Below are 15,876 nucleotides of genomic sequence, written 5' to 3' on the forward strand. Positions count from 1 at the left end.
CTGCTGCGCCTGCTCGCGTTCGACGGAGGCGGTGACGGCCCGCCCCGGTACGCCATGCACCGGCCTGGACTCCCCGAGTCGGCCGTCGCGGTGATCCTGGCTCACCCGAACATCTGGGTCCGGATCGACTACGCGAAGAGCAAGTTGGCCGAGCCCGGGCAGCGGGCCCGGCTCGTGGACGACCCGTCCCCCAAGGTGCGGGCCACTCTCGCGTACGGACCCGAATGGGGCGACCCGCGTGCGACGGTCGTGCCGCTGCCGGACGACGTGTGCGCCCGCCTGCTCGACGACCATGACCCTTCCGTACGGGCGGCCCTGCTGGAATCACCCCATCTCGCGCCGTCGTTCGTGGCATCTTTGGCCACGCACCGCGATCCGGCAGCGCGCCTAAGCGCGGCCCGCGTGTGGGAGAAGCTGTCGCCGGAGGAGCAGTCGGCGCTGCTGGCCGACCCCGACCCCGAGGTACGGCGGGCCGCCGCACTGGGGGAGTGCCGCCGGGACGCGCACCTCACCGCCAACTTCTCCGCGACCCTAAATCCGCCGCCGAGGCGCTACGCCACGGGCTTCTCCACCGTGCCGACGCCGAACGGTGCCTCGCCGAGCGGACGTACCTGGCCGCCCTCGCCGAGAACCCGTCGCTGCCCGCCGACCTCGTGGAGCGGCTCGCCGTCGACCCCGACGAGGACGTACGGCTCGCGGTCTCCGTCAGGCCCGAGCTGGACGAGACGCGGCGCATGGCGATCGACTTCACGGTGGGGTACCTCGACAGGGGCGAGGGCGTGCAGTGGGTACGGGACGGGCTCGCCGACCCCGACGTACTGCGACGGGCCGCGACCTCCGCCCACCCGCTGCTCCGCCGCACCGCCGCCCGGAGCCCCCACCTACCGCCCGACCTGCTGCTCCTGCTCGCACGCGTCGAGGACCCGGTGGTGGAGGACTGCCTGGGCATCCACCACCCCGACACCCCGGAGGAGGTCCTGATGCGGGTGTACGCACGGCTCGGCTCCACCTTCTCCGCCTGGATGGCGGAGACGCACCCCCGCTTCCCCCGCGAGGGCCTCGCCGCGCGTTACGCGGACCACCCGGACGGCCACTACCGACGGCTGGCCGTCCGGGACCCGGCCGCCACCCCCACGCTGATCGAACGGCTCAGCCATGACCCCACGGTCTGGACACGCCAGGAGGCGGCCGGCGACCCGCGTCTCCCGCTCCACCGGCTCCGCGAGGCACTCCATGTCCCCGAACTCGCCTCCAGCGCGGCGGCCAACCCGGCGCTCCCCGAGGACGAGATGGCCGCTGTACTGGACCGGGCAGGCGTTCCCGCGTGACCACCCGTCAGCGGAACCTCCCCGGTCTCCACCGCGTCACCGTAGGCGCGCTGTCACGACATGGACCTTCATTCCGCACGGCACGAGCCCGTCCGGCATCTCCAGAGCGAGTGCCAGCGCCTCCGCCCGGGCGAGGAACGTCTCACGCAGTGATGTGACGGTACGCGGGTCGAGCGGGCCCACGTCGTAGACGCCGGACAGGGCGGCCCACACCTGCTCCGGGCGGCCGCTCAGGTCGATGGCCACCGTCTCCCAGTCGACCGGCGTGAACCCCGCAGGGCCGAGGAGGCTGTCGAGACCCTCTCGGCTCCGTGTTCGCCTGTCACCCAGCGCGGGCACCCGCTGCGCGGCAGGCGCGTCCTTGATCGCCGCCCTCAGCAGCCCGAGGAACAGCTCGTACGCCTCGCCGCCCACCGCCCCGCCCCCGATCACGCAGGCCAGCGTGGCCCCGGGAGCCAGCACGCGGGCCACCTCCGCGATGACCTGTTCGACGTCCCCCATCAGCATCAGCGCCATGTGGGACACGCAGGCATCGAAGCTGTCGTCGGCGAAGGGAAGGTCCTGGGCCCGCCCCTCCAGCACGGTCGCGCCGCCCAACCCCGGTCGGCGTCGCGCGAGCGCCAGGGCTTCGGGTGACAGGTCCACGCCCGCGAGCCGACGGCCCTCGGTCCGGGCCAGCAACTCCAGCAACAGGCCGTCACCGCAGCCGAGATCCAGCACCCGCCCGCTTTCGGCGACCCGGTCGCACAGGATCTCGTAGCTGGACCGTCCGTCCGCCGCCCGGGCGTCGCCGAAGGCATCCGCTGTCACGGCCGGGGACGCGGCGTGGAAGGCCCGCAGGAAGGACTCTTGCGTCGAGGTCGTCATGAGCGCGAACCTACGCGGCCCCGCCCCGTCCCCGCCTCCCGCCCCCGCTTCGCCCGGCGCAGATCCCGCCTTCGGGCTCGGAGACGCCGAGACGCTCCGTACCATGCGCACGTGATCTCTTGGATAGCCGCCGACAGCCGTCGACTCTTTCTCATCGTCTGCGCCATTGCGGCCCTTGGCCTGTTCAGCGCCCAGACCGTGCGGCCGAGCTGCTTCTACGCGGTGGCCTCGTTCGGGGGCGAGGCGCAACAGAAGGAGGCCGCCGAGCGCGGTTACCAGGAAGCCATCGCCGCCGGCCACTGCGCGCCGCCCCACGCCCGCTGGCAGTTCTGGCGCGGCTGACAGGGGAGGGCGACAAGCCCTCTCCCCGGCCCGCGTGACCACTACGCTGGCCGCGTGACCAGCCACGACAACGCCAGCCCCAGCGTCAGCGCCGGTGCCAGCCCCCGTAACGACGCCGACGCCCCCGCCACCGCCTCCGCCGTCAGCACCGACGCCATGCTCGAAGACCTCCGTACGCTCGTCGAGATCGAGTCCCCGTCCCGCGATCTCGACGCCCTGGCCGCGTCCGCCGAAGCCGTCGCCACCGTCATCGAGAACCGCCTCGGCGGGCAGGCCGTGCTCAACGTGAACGCGGGCGGCACCCACGTCCACTGGGTCGCCGGTGGTGAGCCCCGTGTCCTGGTCCTCGGCCACCACGACACGGTGTTCCCGCTCGGCACCCTCGCGCGTCGGCCGTTCGCCGTCGCGGACGGGCGCGCGACCGGGCCCGGTGTCTTCGACATGCTCGGCGGTCTCGTGCAGGCCGTTCACGGGCTGGCGACGCTCGACGAGCGGGACCGGTCCGGCGTGGAGATCCTCGTGACCGCCGACGAGGAGGTCGGCTCCTTCTCCTCCCGGGCTTTCATCGAGGAGCGGGCCCGCGCCTGCGGTGCCGTACTCGTCTTCGAGGGGGCCGCCGACGGGGGAGCCCTGAAGACCGCGCGCAAGGGGTGCGGCGCGTTCCAGGTCTCCATCGCGGGCCGGGCCTCGCACGCCGGGCTGGAGCCGGAAGCCGGGGTCAACGCCCTCGTCGAGGCCGCGCACCAGGTGCTGGACATCGCCGCCCTCAGCCGGCCCGAGCTCGGGACGACGGTCACCCCGACTGTCGCGTCCGCCGGGACCTTGGAGAACGTCGTACCCGCCGAGGCGACCGTGGTCGTGGACGTCCGGGTCGAGTCGGACGAGGAGAAGGAGCGCGTGGAAGCCGCCTTCGCCGCCCTGACCTCCCATGTGGAGGGGGCGCGGATCACCGTCGAGGGGTCCATCGCGCGACCGCCCATGCCCGAGTCCGCTGCGGCCGAACTACTCTCCCTCGCCCAGCAGTTGATGCCCGGCATCGAGGCCACGGCCGTCGGTGGCGGCAGCGACGGCAACCTCACCGCCGCCGTGGGCGTGCCGACGCTCGACGGTCTGGGAGCGGTCGGCGGCGGCGCCCACGCGGACCACGAGTACGTCGTCATCGACGCCATGGCCGAGCGCGCCCACCTGGCGGCCGGGCTGGTGAAGGCCATCCAGCACGCGCCCCGGGCGTAGCAGCCACACCTGCGCCTACCCGCCCAGCGTGTCGGCGGAAATTCGCTACCGTACCGGCCGCGCAGGGCGGAGACTCGCCCCATGGCTGACATGGAGGCGTTCCGCGAGGCGGTCACCGCATGGGCGGCGGGCGGGCCCGGCGAGGCCGCCCGTGACCTGGCCGAACAGCTCCCCGTACGGACCGCCGTCCTCCTCGAAGGCCCGAGCGACGCCGCCGCCGTCAACGCGCTGGCCGAGAGCCGTGGCCGGGACCTCGCCGCCGAGGGGGTCTGCGTCCTCCCCATGGGCGGCGCGATGAGCGTCGCCCGCTTCGCCGGTCTCCTCGGGCCCTCCGGGCTGGGTGTACGCCTCACGGGGCTGTGCGACGAGCGGGAGCGCGGCTTCTACGAGCGGGGGTGGGAGCGGGCCGGGGCGGGGGCGGAGCAGGAGTTCTTCGTCTGCGCGGCCGATCTGGAAGAGGAGCTGATCCGCGCCCTCGGCGTGCCGCGCGTGGAGCAGCTCGTCCAGGCGGAGGGCGACCTGCGCGCGCTCCGGATCTTCCTGCGGCAGCCCGCCCAGCAAGGCCGTTCCCCGCAACAGCAGTTGAGGCGGTTCCTCGGTACGAAGAAGGGGCGCAAGATTCACTACGGCCGCGTCCTCGTCGAAGCCCTCGACGCCGACCAGGTCCCCGCCCCGCTCGACGACCTGTTCGCCGCCCTCTGACGCGAGACGGCCAGGTCGCGGGGTCTGTCGGCCGGGCACAACTTACGGCACTCTGGTGTCCGATCAACTCGCGTAGATTCCACGGCACTTCGCACACCTCGCACCCCACTGCACGGTTGTCGACCCGGAGGATTCCCCGCCCATGCGACGCTCTCCCCGAACACACGCCCGTACGCGTACGAGCCTCCTCGCCCTGCTGGCACTCCTCGGCGGACTGCTCACCGTCACCGCCGCCGCGTCCCCCGCAGCCGCCGCGCCCAACTTCAAGGCGCCGTATGCCTGCGGCCAGCAGTGGACCTACAGCCACCACTCCGCCGAGGTCAGACGGGCGCTCGACTTCGTCCGTACCGACGGCGGCGCCACCGCCGGCTCCCCGGTCCTCGCCTCCGCCCCCGGCACGGCCTACCGCCACTCCCAGCCCAGCGGCGCGGGCAACTACATCTCCATCGACCACGGCGGCGGCTGGCAGACCTACTACTTCCATCTCAACGCCTTCTCCGTCGCCAACGGGGCGCGCGTCGGCCAGGGCCAGCAGATCGGCACCACCGGGTCCACCGGCAACAGCTCCGGCGCCCACATCCACTACGAGCAGCTCCTCAACGGAGTCGGCCAGAACATCGTCATCAACGGCCAGTCTCTGAGCCCCTACCCGGGCTCGTACTATGCCAAGTACCTGACCAGCGACAACGGTTGCGGGGGCGGTGGAGGCGGCAAGTACTGGGTCGACACCTTCGCCAACGCCACCGGCTACGCGGCCCCCAACACGGCCGATGCGCAGGGCATCCTCAACGCCGGTACGAACTACGTCTATTGCAAGGTGTGGGGTGCCCGCGTCGGTACGGCGACGCAGTTCAACCACTGGTGGCTGCGCACCGACCTGGACAGCGTCTACGCGGGCAAGAACGGCCGCAACGCCTACGTCTCCGCGTACTACCTCTCCCGCTGGGGCAACGACGAGGCCCGCGACAACAACGGCACCGTGATCCCCAACTGCTGATCGCACCACCACCCCCATGACCCCGTGCACGGGAGGGCCGCGGCGGCTTCCTTCCCGTGCACGGCCTGCGGGGCTCCTCGGGCGCATCTGCGAGCCCTCAGAACCGCAGCGCCCCGATCAGCCGCCGGGCCGCGCGGGCGTCGAGAGCGCCCAACTCCGCCACATCTGAGCCAACTGCAGCGTGTGAGTTGGTCGTTCGTGAAGGCGAGGTAAGTGGATGGGCCGTAGGGGTCCTCGGCGACCCGATCGACGAGGCGTTTCAGGGTCCGGCGATCATCGGGCGGGAGGTAGTCGCGGAGCCGGGCCGTCCGCTCGGTGAACTCAGCACGGCGCTTCATGATGGCCGGAGTGTAGATCGCCGCGCACGATGGGGTCATCGGATTTTTCGAGCGAGCGTGGGGATGGGTGCAGGAAGTCGGACGTGCCGACGCCCCGACGGTGGTGTTCGCCAGGCGCATGGATGGCACTTTCCGTGCGGACATCGAGGCCAGGCCAGATCACCAAGGAGTGGCCGGACACAGCTGCAAGACGCGCGTGCACCAAGTCCGGCCAGGCTCGCCGCCGCATACTCAAGCCGGGTGGCCCTCTTGCCGAGATGACTCCGGCCCTGGCAGTGGAGAAATCCCTCCCTGTAGACCCGCACGGCGATCATGAACCATTACCTGTGTCTGAGCTATCGCTCAAGCCTCACTTCGCCGCGACGCTGACCTGGAGTGCAGAGAAGTACGATTTCTGCATCGTTGCAGGTCAATAGCCCAAAGGTTCGAATCGAAGGTCATTTCTTGCGTTCACGGAGCACCCGCCTGGTCCCCGGCGTCCGCTACACGCCTGGCCTGATGTAGGCGTTTGACCGGGAGCGCAGCCCTCCGTAGATGCCGGCAAGCCGCGTGTGTGCAAAAATCGCACACATGGAAGCAGTGCAGGGCTGGGATGAAGTGGGCGAGCGGATCGCTGAGGCGCGCCTGGCTGCGGATATGAGTCAGGGCAGCCTGGCTTCCGCGGTAGGTCTCGATCGGACGGCCATGGTGCGCATCGAAGCCGGGGACCGCCGTGTTTCCGCTCTGGAACTTTCGCGTCTGGCCCAAGCGCTGGGCGTCCCCCTAGCGCACTTCCTCTCTCGCCCCCCGGCCCCTCTCGTATCCCGCCGAGCCGCGCTGGAGGACGTGTCGGACGAGGCAACTCGTGCGAGCTACCGGCTCGATGCCTGGCTCGAGCAGCACGCTCGCAATGCTCATTGGCTCATCGCGGAGGGTTTTCTCATGCCTCCGCAGTTGGGCCCTTGTGTGCAGCGGGCAGAAGGCCCGGTCGACCCGGTCGCGCTGGCAGCGGCAGCCCGTAGCGTCCTGGACAGACCCTCGGGCCCGCTCGGGCCGATGGCGGACGTCGTGGAGCAGTTGGGTCTCTTCCTGACAGTCGTGGACGAGTCGGCCGAGGGAGCTTCACTTCTGCAGGATGGGTATGGCGTAGCTGTCATTAGTGGACAAGCACAGCCCGGAAGGCGGCGGTGGACGGCTGCTCACGAGCTTGGCCATCACCTTCTGCAGGACGAATATCACAGCGATGCTGGGGTGGCGGCCGGCCGCGATGAGCGTGAGCAACAGATTGACCGGTTTGTCGAGTGGTTCATGCTTCCCGCCCAGGATGTGCAGAGGGTTTGGCAGGACGTTACGGAGGCCACAAAAGTTAGGCCAGCCCTGCTTGCCATGGCGGCCGGCTACAGGGTGTCCTGGAGTGCAGTCGTCAATCGGGTGCGCAACCTGGAGCTGATCGACAGCGGGGAAGCCAGGCGTCAGAAGGCGAACTCGCCCACGCGTGGAGATTTCCTAGCCGTACTCGGCGAACAGCCGATCCCTGATCTTGAACCAGGCGCCACTGGCAAAATGTGGCGCAAGGCAGTGCTGAGCGCCTGGGAAACAGGTGCCATCACAGCTCCACGCGCCGTCGAGCTTCTCTATGGTGCACTCACGGTGGATGAACTGCCCACACGCGCTCTGGAGGAGCCGCTGCCGTGAGCGCCGCCTATACCGCCGCAAGCCTGCCCGCCACCTTACTTGCCTGGGATGCATCTCCTCTCTTTCACGCAATCAAAGCCGGAAAAATCGATGTCCTCGGCGATATCGCCCAGACCTGGCAAGGCGTGAGGCGGCGGAACGTAACCACCCAGACCGTGGTGGACGAACTCGGTACGTACGGGCTGAGTCTGGCGAGTGCTGATTGGCTGGAGATCGTGCATGTCGACCACCTGAATGAGCTCACGGCACTCGTGAAGTGGATGGATCTGGTTTCGGGCAGCAAGTCGAACCAAGGCGAAGCTACTGTCCTTGCGTGGGCCGAGGTCAACGGTGCCATTGCTGTGATCGATGACGGAGACGCTCGGAGGATCGCCGGCAGAAACTCCCTTCCTGTCTGGGGATCCCTACGCGTCATAGCGACTGCAGTCAGCGAGGGGCACGCAACGGAATACGTAGCGGGTGCCCTGGTTGACGCATTGATCGATACTGGTGCCCGATATCCTTGCGCTCGCGGCCAATTCATGAGCTGGGCCAGGAAGAATGGTTTGTTGTAGCGGCCATGCGCAGCGTTTGCCTGCCGTCGTGTGTCTGGAGGACTTGTGCGACGTGGCGAAGTCTGGTGGGTCCAGTTCGACGTGCGGAGGCTGGTCGTGCTGCTGTCGGGAGACGAGACGTCCGGGTTCCGGGTGATGCAGGTCGTCGCTCCGGCGGGCGTCGATCTCAGGGGTCTGGGCGTCGAAGTGACGGTCGGTGCCGGTGAAGGGCTGCCGTTCGAAGGCGTGCTGCGGGTCGCGTTGCCGCGTCCGGGCTTCACCCCGTGTACGTGGCTGACCACGGTGTCCCGGGACGACCTGATCGAGCGGGCGGCCGTTCTGTCCTCCGTGAAGCTCAGCGAGATCGACGTCGCCCTCCGGCTTGCTGAACAAGCGCAGGAGCGGACCCCGGCCACGACCGCGAAGCTCAGCGAGATGAGGGATGTCCTCCGTCTCGGTGAAGTCGGGTAGACGGAGAAGGTGCCGACGCCCGCGACGGCGTGGGCGATCTCGGACGAAATCATCGACGAATCGATCAGTGCCGTTCGAAGGCACCTCGGCCGGTCTGCCAGGGCCGGAGGTGGACCGATTTCCACCCTGCATCATTCACCCGGCCGGGGCTTACGGTGCCTGCCGCGCCCCGCCCGCAAGGCATGAGGCCGCGGGGCCGTCACCGTCGGCGGTTTCTCCTCGCGTGGGTGCAGCAGGCGTCGGGTCTCGGCCAGGTTGGCCGCTGTCCCGTGCGGCTCCCAGGTGTAGCCGTTCCAGCGTTGGATGGCGCGGGGTGCGTCCGGGTTGAGGTGTGAGGCCTTCGGGCCGTCGCCGGGCACGAGTGGCACGGCTCGGAGCCGGCCGATCTTCGCGTCGCGGCGCTTCGCCCAGTCCGACAGAGATTCGTCGTCCATCGTGCTGCTTTCCTCGTTCCGGCGGCTCCTGGCCCAGCAGCGTAGTGTCCCGCTGTCGACAGCGACCTTGCCTCAGAGGAAGAGCCTCCGAACGTGTGCCGCAGGAACCCGCCCGGAAACCCGCCCCTGGACCCGTCCGGTGCCCTCATCCGCTCCGTCGCCCTGCGCATGTCCCGACGGCTGGCTGACCGACCGCAGCTGGTCGGTGCTTTGTCGTCGGTCGTTGACATGGTGGAGAACGATGAGACCGAGTTGGCCATGGACGACATCGGGTTGCTGATCCAGTTCTTCCAGTTCCCCGTCCTGCGGTCGGAGTACCAGGATCTCGTCCGCGCCGCGCAGCAGCTCGACTCCCTCGACTCGCTCACCGACACAGGGGTGGAGCGGTTGGTCGTCGACGGGTAGGCGAGCGATGAGAGAGGGCAACTCCGGTTCGGATTACCTCACTCGAAGAACTTCAGGCTCCACCCCGTGTCCGTGTTCGGGCCCGGCACGTTGGCCCGCGAATACATCGTGTTGCCCCACCACGCGAACGTGCCGGTGTACCAGTGGCGGTTCGCCCACTCGTACGGGGTGCCCTTCGGCACCGCGTGGAACATCGACGGGAACCTCGGGCCCGCCGGCGGGCTCGTGTTGATGTCTCCGTGCAGCAGTACGAAGGTGTGGTGGCCGGGGCCGTTCACGTACAGCGTCGGGTCCCAACCCGCCATCATCGTCGCCCGGTTGGAGCCGAACAGGCAGCCGTTCGACTTGTACCAGTCCCATACGTTGGTGGGATCGCCGCCCGACCTCAGGCGCAGGTCCGCCAGGCAGTACTGCTCGCTCCAGCTGCCGTTGGCGGAGTACACGATGTGCAGCTGGCCGTTCGGGTCCTTGATGGCTTCCGGGCTCTCGTTGATGAACGGGTTGCCCACCACCCGCTCCCAGCTCTCGCGCGGCTGGGAGATGATGTGGCGCGCGCCTGTGGGCTGCGTCGGGCTGCTCATGCGGGCGATGTAGAGGTTCTGCTCCACGTTCGTGTCGCCCGCCCAGCCCGACCAGACAAACCAACGCTGGCCGTTGAAGGTGAACAGCGTTCCGTCGATCGCCCATTTGTCGTCCGGCAGGGCGAGTTGCGTCTCGGTGCCGTAGCCGCTGTCGGAGGTGGCGGAGCTGATCACGAACATCCGGTGTGCCGCGCCGACGCCGGCCGTGAAGTAGATGTAGTACCGGCCGCCGTCCATCACGATCTCCGGCGCCCAGACCTCGCCCCGGCCACGGGTGTCCGACCAGACCTGGCGGGCGGGGGCCGTGGCGAGGCCGTCCGTCGATGAGGCCTGGCGTACGGCGATGCCTCCGCCGGTCGACTGGACGGCGACGTACGTGCTGCCCACCCGCAGCACGCTGGGGTCGGCCGCCCGCAGGCTCGTCTGGCCCGCCGGTGCCGCCTCCGGAGCGGGAGGCGCGCCTCGCGCGGTGTCGGGGGAGGACAGGAACAGCGTGGCGGTGAGGGCGCCGGCCAGTGCCAGGGCACCGAGGCCGGACGAGCGGCGGAACAGTCTCATGGGCGGCTCGCTCCCGGGTGTGCCTCCGGTGGGTGATGCCCGGGTCGGGTGAGCGGGGAGGCTGTGGGGGTGGGTGACCCTGCCCGGTGCGCCCGTCCCGGTGGGGATTTATATCGATGGAAGAGCGCTCTCGCAGCATTCCGTCGTGGTGCGGGAGTGTCAACGGGCCGCGCAGGAGGGAGTTGTGCGCCGCTGCCTCAGTGCGGCCAGATGGGCGGGTCCGTGAGGAAGTGGCCGCCCACGCCCGCGTGCGCCGGGTTCGCCGGGTCCAGTTCGCCCTGCTCGGCCACCAGCTTCGCCGCGTACGGCTCCGAGTCGTCCTGCGGGTCGTAACCGAGCGCGCGTGCCGTCGTCAGGTCCCACCACAGGCGGGTGTTGGCGGAGGAGCCGTAGACCACCGTGTGGCCGACCGCCTCGGCGGTCAGGGCCGCGTGGAAGAGGCGTGCCCCGTCGGCCGGGCTCATCCACACCGACAGCATCCGTACGGAGGTCGGCTCGGGGAAGCAGGAGCCGATGCGGACCGAGACCGTTTCGAGGCCGTGCTTGTCCCAGTAGAGCTGCGCCAGGTCCTCGCCGAAGGACTTCGACAGGCCGTAGAAGGTGTCCGGGCGGCGCGGGGTGTCGACCGGGATCAGCGGGTCGCCGGGGTGCGGGCGCGGGGTGTAGCCGATCGCGTGGTTCGAGGATGCGGACACGATCCGGGCGACGCCTTCCTCGCGTGCGGCCTCGTAGAGGTGGTACGTGCCCTCGATGTTCGCGCGCAGGATCCTGTCGAAGGTCGATTCCAGGGAGATGCCCGCCAGGTGGATCACCGCGTCCACCCCGCGCACCGCCTCGCGCAGGGCCTTTCGGTCTGCCAAGTCGGCCGTGATCGCGTCCGGTTCGCCCTCGATCGGTACGAGATCGAGGAAGCGGAGCTCGTAACCGTACGCGGGCAGCAGGCCCCGCATCAGGGTGCCCACGCCGCCGGCGGCTCCGGTCAGCAGGATGGTGCGGGGAGCGGGCAACAGGGGATCTCCTCGGTGAGGCTCCGGCCGTCTCTGCTTCGTCGACATGCGTCATTGACATGGATGGAGTTCACATCCATGGACAAGATGGAGAGCCTCTGTGTCCGCGTCAACTCTCGCGGTGGGCGACCGCTGTGGTCGGCTCGTGGGGGCATCCGGCCCGCAGTCATGGGCCGGACCACACACGCTGAAGGGCCCCACCGCAGCGCGCGGTGGGGCCCCTCCGGTGTCACGTCCGTACGTCTCAGGCGTCGGCGCCCGTCTTGCGGCGGCGTACCAGGAACATCGCGCCGGCGCCGAGCGCCACGGCCGCGCCGCTCGCGAGGGCGAGCTGCGTGGTGGCGTCGGACGAGCCGGTCGCGGCGAGGGTGCTGCTGCTCGTGGTGGTCGCCGGGACGCTCGTGCCCGAGCCCTGCGGGGTGACGCCGTTGCCCGCGGCCGGGGCGGTGGTGCTGGTGCTGGGCTTGGGGGTCGGCTTGGCGACGGGCTTGCCGGGCGCCGCCTTGATGTCGAACGTGTCGACGGCGGGGTCAGGTGTCAGGCCGCAGGTGCCGTCCTCGTTCAGGTAGTCACCCGCGACGAAGGTGAGGCCCTGCCCGGCCGGCGTCTTGGCGTCGACGTCCAGGCGCAGCCTGACGTCCGCCTTCTCGCCGGGCTTCAGCGCGCCGACGGCGTCGTCGATGTAGTGGTCGTCGTCGACGGCTTGCCACTTCGGGGACGCGGCCGTCGACCACGTCAGCTTCAGGTACTTGGCGATGTCCTTGGCGCCGCTCTTGTCGGTCGCGTGGACGCCCGCGTACGTGATGACCTGGTCCAGGTGCTTGTCGGTGCCGTTGGTCACCCGGACCGAGAAGGTGGTGGCGGTACCGGCGGTGACCGAGGACGGGAGCCCCTTCACGACCGTGGTCAGGCCGGGCTCGTCGACGCAACCGTCGCCGCCCGGGTTCTCCTCTTCCTCCTGCTTGGCGCGCTCCAGGGCCGCGTCGGCGGCTGTCTTGGCGGTGAGCGCCTCTTCCAGGGCGGTCTTCACGGTCTGGTAGGTACGGGCGGCCTCGACCCGTGCGTCATCGGCGAGTTCGCCCGCGGTCCTGGCGTCGGCGTCCGCGGTGGTCTTCGCCGTCGCCGCCGCCGTGGCGGCCGTCTCGGCCTTGGTGACGGTCTCCTGCGCGGCGGCCCGCTGCTCCGCAGTGGCATCTGCGGGCAGGGTCGCGAGCGCGGTCTTGGCGTCCGTGACCGCCTTGTCGGCGGTGGCCTTCGCCGTCGCGGCGTCGTCCGCGGTCTTCTGGGCGGCCTTGGCGGCCACCGTGAGAGGCGCGTCGTCGGAGAGTGCGACCTGCAGCACCTGGTACGCGGTCTCCTTGGCCGCGAGGGCGGCGTCGTACGCCTTCTGCGCCTCGGCCGCCGCCTTCTCCAGCTCCTTGACGGTCGGCTTGGCCGGCTTCTGTGCGGCGCTCTTGCTGTCGGGCTTGGTGTCGGCGAACGCGGGGGTGACGGAGAGCATGACGGCAGGCGTCGTCACGGCGACGGCGACGGCCGTGGCGAGAATGCGGCGAATCTTCACTTGAACCCTTTGTGGTCCGGCGACGCGGAATGGGGAGCGGCCGCCCGACGGCAGGGATCACGCGGGTGGCCTCGGGTGATGGTAGGGCGGACGCACGAATGTACGAGGGGAATTTCCCGGCCGTGGAGAGCCGGAAGGCCCTCTCGCCGACGGACAGAGAGCGCGAAAAGGGGCAGTTGCTCTCCAGTGCTGTGCTTTTCCTGTGATCAACGCCATGGGCTGACTGTGCCGGTGCCCAAGGCGGCGCCCCGGCCGGTGACGTGGCCGCAACTACGCGCCCCGTGGAAGTGGTTGGCGTGCTTCCGCCCGAACTCCCTATCGCGAGCGATATCCCGAATGGCACGATCTGCTCGGCGTACCTGCCGTACGCCCACCTCCCGATCGAAAGAGTGACGTTCAGCAGATGCGAAGATCCCTCGGTGCGGTGCGCCGAACCGCCGGTGCGGCCGTGCTCTCCCTGGCCACCGCCCTCACCGGATTCGCCTTTCCCACCACCGCGCAGGCGGCCGTGAAGTGCTCGGCCGGCGTATGGAAGGCCCAGTTCTACGCCAACACCACCTTGACCGGCACCCCGAAGGCCACCGTCTGCGACACCGCCATCGCCGAGAACTACGGCACGGGCGACCCCGCGGGCGTCAAGCTGCCGCGCGACAACTTCGGCGTCCGCTGGAGCATGACCCGCGACTTCGGCTCCGGCGGCCCCTTCGACCTCACCGTCGCCGCCCAGGACGGCGTCCGCGTCCACCTGGACGGCTCGCGCAAGATCAATCTGTGGCGCAACGTCTCCAAGGACCAGAAGAAGACCGTCCGGGTCACCGTCCCGCGCGGTATCCACACCCTGCGCGTGGACTTCGCCGCCTTCACCGGCCGCGCCAACATCGCCTTCTCCCACAAGCCCGTCACCGGCAAGGCCGACAAGACGGCCCCGCTGGCCCCGGCCGGACTGAAGGCCGGCTACGCGGAGGCCACCCTGAAGACCACCCTGGCCTGGTCCCGCAACCAGGAGCTGGACCTGGCCGGCTACCACGTCTACCGCCGCACCGGCAGCGGCGGCGACTGGAGCCGGCGCACCCCCAAGCCGGTCACCGGCGCCTCCTTCACCGAGGCGCCTCCGGCCACCGGTGACACGTACGAGTACGCCCTGCGGGCCCTCGACCGCTCCGGAAACCTCTCCTCGCTGACCGGCGTGAAGCGCGTCGTCAGCGCCGACCGGACTGCCCCCGCCGCCGTGACCGGCCTCACCGCCACGCGCGACGGCTCCGTCGCCCGGATCTCCTGGTCGCCGGTGAACGGGGCGACCGACTACGAGGTGCAGCGGTCCTCCGCGCCCGGAGGGCCCTTCTCCCTCCTCTCGTTCACTCCGGGCACCGTTCTGTCGGACTACGGCGCCGCCGCGGACGCGACCTACTCCTACCGGGTGCGGGCCCTGGACAGCGCGGGCAACGCCTCCGCGTACTCCGCGCCCGTCCAGCTCGTCGCGGTCGAGGGCGAGCCCGAGGCGCCGGCGAACGTCTCCGCCTACGGCTGGACCGACCGGAACACCGTCGGCTGGAAGTACCACGGGGACGCGGCCAACCGCTTCCACGTCTACGCCGCCGATTCGGCCACCGGCCCGTGGACCCGGCTGACCGGGACCCCCGTCACCGGCCTCGCCTACGAGGACTTCGCGGCGCCCGTCGGGCAGGTGCGCCACTACCAGGTCAGGGCGGTCGCGCCGCAGGGCACCGAGTCGGGCCCGTCGGCGACGGCCTCGGCCACCCGCACCGGCGACGTCACTCCGCCGCGTATGCCGTACGGCCTGGACGCGTGGAACGGCACCGACGGGGTGCACATCTCCTGGCACGCCAACACCGACGACACGGACCATTACCTCGTCCTGCGCAAGGCGATGTTCGGCGCGTGGGAGCAGATCGCCGTGGTGCACGACGTCACGTACCTGGACACCAGCACCCCGGCGGACGTGCAGTTCGGTTACACCGTCCGCGCCGTCGACGCGGCCGGCAACGTCTCCTCGATGCCCGAACCCGGCTACGGCACCGTCTACGGCAAGCGCCTCCCGGTCAACGAGAAGCCTGCCGCGCCCGCCTCGCTGACCGCGACCGCGGGGAGCGGCAATGTCACGGTGGAGTGGACCGCGAGCGCGTCGACCGATGTGGCCGGCTACTACGTCTACCGCACCGCCTCCGCGAACCCCGAGTCGGCCACCGCGATCTCCTCGTTCATCACCGGGACCACGTTCACGGACGTGGACGTGCCCGCCGGCACCACGTGGCGCTACGCGGTGCGCGCTGTCAGCAAGCGCAGCATGTGGTCCGACTTCTCGCCGATCGCCGAGGCCACCATCGCCTGCCCCGTCATGACCACTCCGGCCACGCCCCGGATCACCGGGGCCGGCAGGGACGGTGCGAGCTCCGCCCGCCTCACCTGGGCGGCGGCGGGACCGTGCGACCGGGGCGCCACCGTCTCGTACAACGTCTACCGGTCCACGTCCGAGTCGGACGTTTTCCATCCTGAGCACCGCATCGCTTCGGACGTGACGGCGCCGACCTACACGGACACCGGTCTGGCGCGGGCCACTTACTACTACCTGGTCACCGCCGTGGCCGCCGACGGCACCGAATCGGCGCCGCAGGCCGCGCCGGTCAGGATCTCGCTCCAGGCACCCTGACGCCTGACGCCCCCTTCGGTCCCTCGGGCCCCCGTGGCCCGGACGCCTCCACGCGTCCGGGCCACGGGGGCCTTCGCCGTCGCCCGGCGGCCCGCACCCCTTGTCTGATGGACCGTCAGGTACGACGATGGCGGCCGTCACCCGGAGCGGGCAACGCCCCGGGCCGGAAGGGGAAGG

Annotated in this window: 15 protein-coding genes; 10 read left to right on the forward strand and 5 right to left on the reverse strand. The window is 70.2% G+C overall.

Annotation, left to right across the window (positions count from 1 at the left end):
* Positions 1–488 precede the first annotated feature (488 nt).
* On the forward strand, positions 489–1,328 hold the full coding sequence (locus R2B67_RS20870) for a hypothetical protein (RefSeq protein ID WP_317820158.1): 840 nt from the start codon (positions 489–491) through the stop codon (positions 1,326–1,328).
* Positions 1,329–1,364: 36 nt separating this feature from the next.
* Here R2B67_RS20870 and R2B67_RS20875 read toward each other — a convergent pair whose 3' ends face one another.
* A complete protein-coding gene (locus R2B67_RS20875) occupies positions 1,365–2,195 on the reverse strand; it encodes a class I SAM-dependent methyltransferase (RefSeq protein ID WP_317820159.1) in 831 nt (276 codons plus the stop codon).
* Between the two features lie 111 nt (positions 2,196–2,306).
* On the opposite strand from R2B67_RS20875, the gene R2B67_RS20880 reads away from it, so the two are divergent.
* From R2B67_RS20880 to R2B67_RS20910, 7 genes are all read left to right on the forward strand, one after another.
* Positions 2,307–2,537, forward strand: a complete 231-nt coding sequence (locus tag R2B67_RS20880) for a hypothetical protein (RefSeq protein ID WP_317820160.1) — start codon at positions 2,307–2,309, stop codon at positions 2,535–2,537.
* Between the two features lie 54 nt (positions 2,538–2,591).
* Entirely contained in the window at positions 2,592–3,770 is a 1,179-nt protein-coding gene (locus R2B67_RS20885; protein ID WP_381075297.1) for a M20 family metallopeptidase, read from the forward strand.
* A gap of 81 nt (positions 3,771–3,851) precedes the next feature.
* Complete coding sequence (locus R2B67_RS20890) at positions 3,852–4,472, forward strand: TOPRIM nucleotidyl transferase/hydrolase domain-containing protein (RefSeq protein ID WP_317820162.1); 621 nt, start codon at positions 3,852–3,854, stop codon at positions 4,470–4,472.
* Between the two features lie 142 nt (positions 4,473–4,614).
* Entirely contained in the window at positions 4,615–5,469 is an 855-nt protein-coding gene (locus R2B67_RS20895; RefSeq protein ID WP_317820164.1) for a M23 family metallopeptidase, read from the forward strand.
* Between the two features lie 908 nt (positions 5,470–6,377).
* The gene (locus R2B67_RS20900; protein WP_317820166.1) at positions 6,378–7,481 is read left to right on the forward strand and encodes a helix-turn-helix domain-containing protein; all 1,104 of its coding nucleotides are present in this window, start codon (positions 6,378–6,380) and stop codon (positions 7,479–7,481) included.
* Entirely contained in the window at positions 7,478–8,035 is a 558-nt protein-coding gene (locus tag R2B67_RS20905; RefSeq protein WP_317820167.1) for a PIN domain-containing protein, read from the forward strand. The genes R2B67_RS20900 and R2B67_RS20905 overlap by 4 nt, the downstream gene beginning before the upstream one ends.
* Before the next feature lie 45 nt (positions 8,036–8,080).
* Entirely contained in the window at positions 8,081–8,485 is a 405-nt protein-coding gene (locus tag R2B67_RS20910; RefSeq protein ID WP_317820169.1) for a type II toxin-antitoxin system PemK/MazF family toxin, read from the forward strand.
* Between the two features lie 131 nt (positions 8,486–8,616).
* Here R2B67_RS20910 and R2B67_RS20915 read toward each other — a convergent pair whose 3' ends face one another.
* The gene (locus tag R2B67_RS20915; protein WP_317820170.1) at positions 8,617–8,919 is read right to left on the reverse strand and encodes a DUF6087 family protein; all 303 of its coding nucleotides are present in this window, start codon (positions 8,917–8,919) and stop codon (positions 8,617–8,619) included.
* A gap of 228 nt (positions 8,920–9,147) precedes the next feature.
* On the opposite strand from R2B67_RS20915, the gene R2B67_RS20920 reads away from it, so the two are divergent.
* Positions 9,148–9,324 (forward strand): hypothetical protein, encoded by a 177-nt coding sequence (locus tag R2B67_RS20920; protein ID WP_317820171.1) that lies wholly within the window; start codon positions 9,148–9,150, stop codon positions 9,322–9,324.
* Positions 9,325–9,362: 38 nt separating this feature from the next.
* On the opposite strand, the gene R2B67_RS20925 is transcribed toward R2B67_RS20920, so the two are convergent.
* The 3 genes from R2B67_RS20925 to R2B67_RS20935 form a co-directional block, all read right to left on the reverse strand.
* Positions 9,363–10,463 carry a glycoside hydrolase family 43 protein gene (locus tag R2B67_RS20925; protein WP_317820173.1) on the reverse strand — a complete coding sequence of 367 codons (1,101 nt, stop codon included), beginning with the start codon at positions 10,461–10,463 and terminating at the stop codon, positions 9,363–9,365.
* Between the two features lie 197 nt (positions 10,464–10,660).
* Positions 10,661–11,470, reverse strand: coding sequence for an NAD-dependent epimerase/dehydratase family protein (locus R2B67_RS20930; RefSeq protein WP_317820175.1), 810 nt, complete (start codon positions 11,468–11,470; stop codon positions 10,661–10,663).
* 244 nt (positions 11,471–11,714) lie between these two features.
* Complete coding sequence (locus R2B67_RS20935) at positions 11,715–13,031, reverse strand: COG1361 family protein (RefSeq protein ID WP_317820176.1); 1,317 nt, start codon at positions 13,029–13,031, stop codon at positions 11,715–11,717.
* Between the two features lie 403 nt (positions 13,032–13,434).
* On the opposite strand from R2B67_RS20935, the gene R2B67_RS20940 reads away from it, so the two are divergent.
* Positions 13,435–15,699, forward strand: a complete 2,265-nt coding sequence (locus R2B67_RS20940) for a hypothetical protein (protein ID WP_317820177.1) — start codon at positions 13,435–13,437, stop codon at positions 15,697–15,699.
* Positions 15,700–15,876: the final 177 nt, after the last annotated feature.

The sequence above is a fragment of the Streptomyces cyaneofuscatus genome (assembly GCF_033109485.1).
In the GTDB taxonomy this organism is placed as follows: Bacteria; Actinomycetota; Actinomycetes; order Streptomycetales; family Streptomycetaceae; genus Streptomyces; species Streptomyces cyaneofuscatus.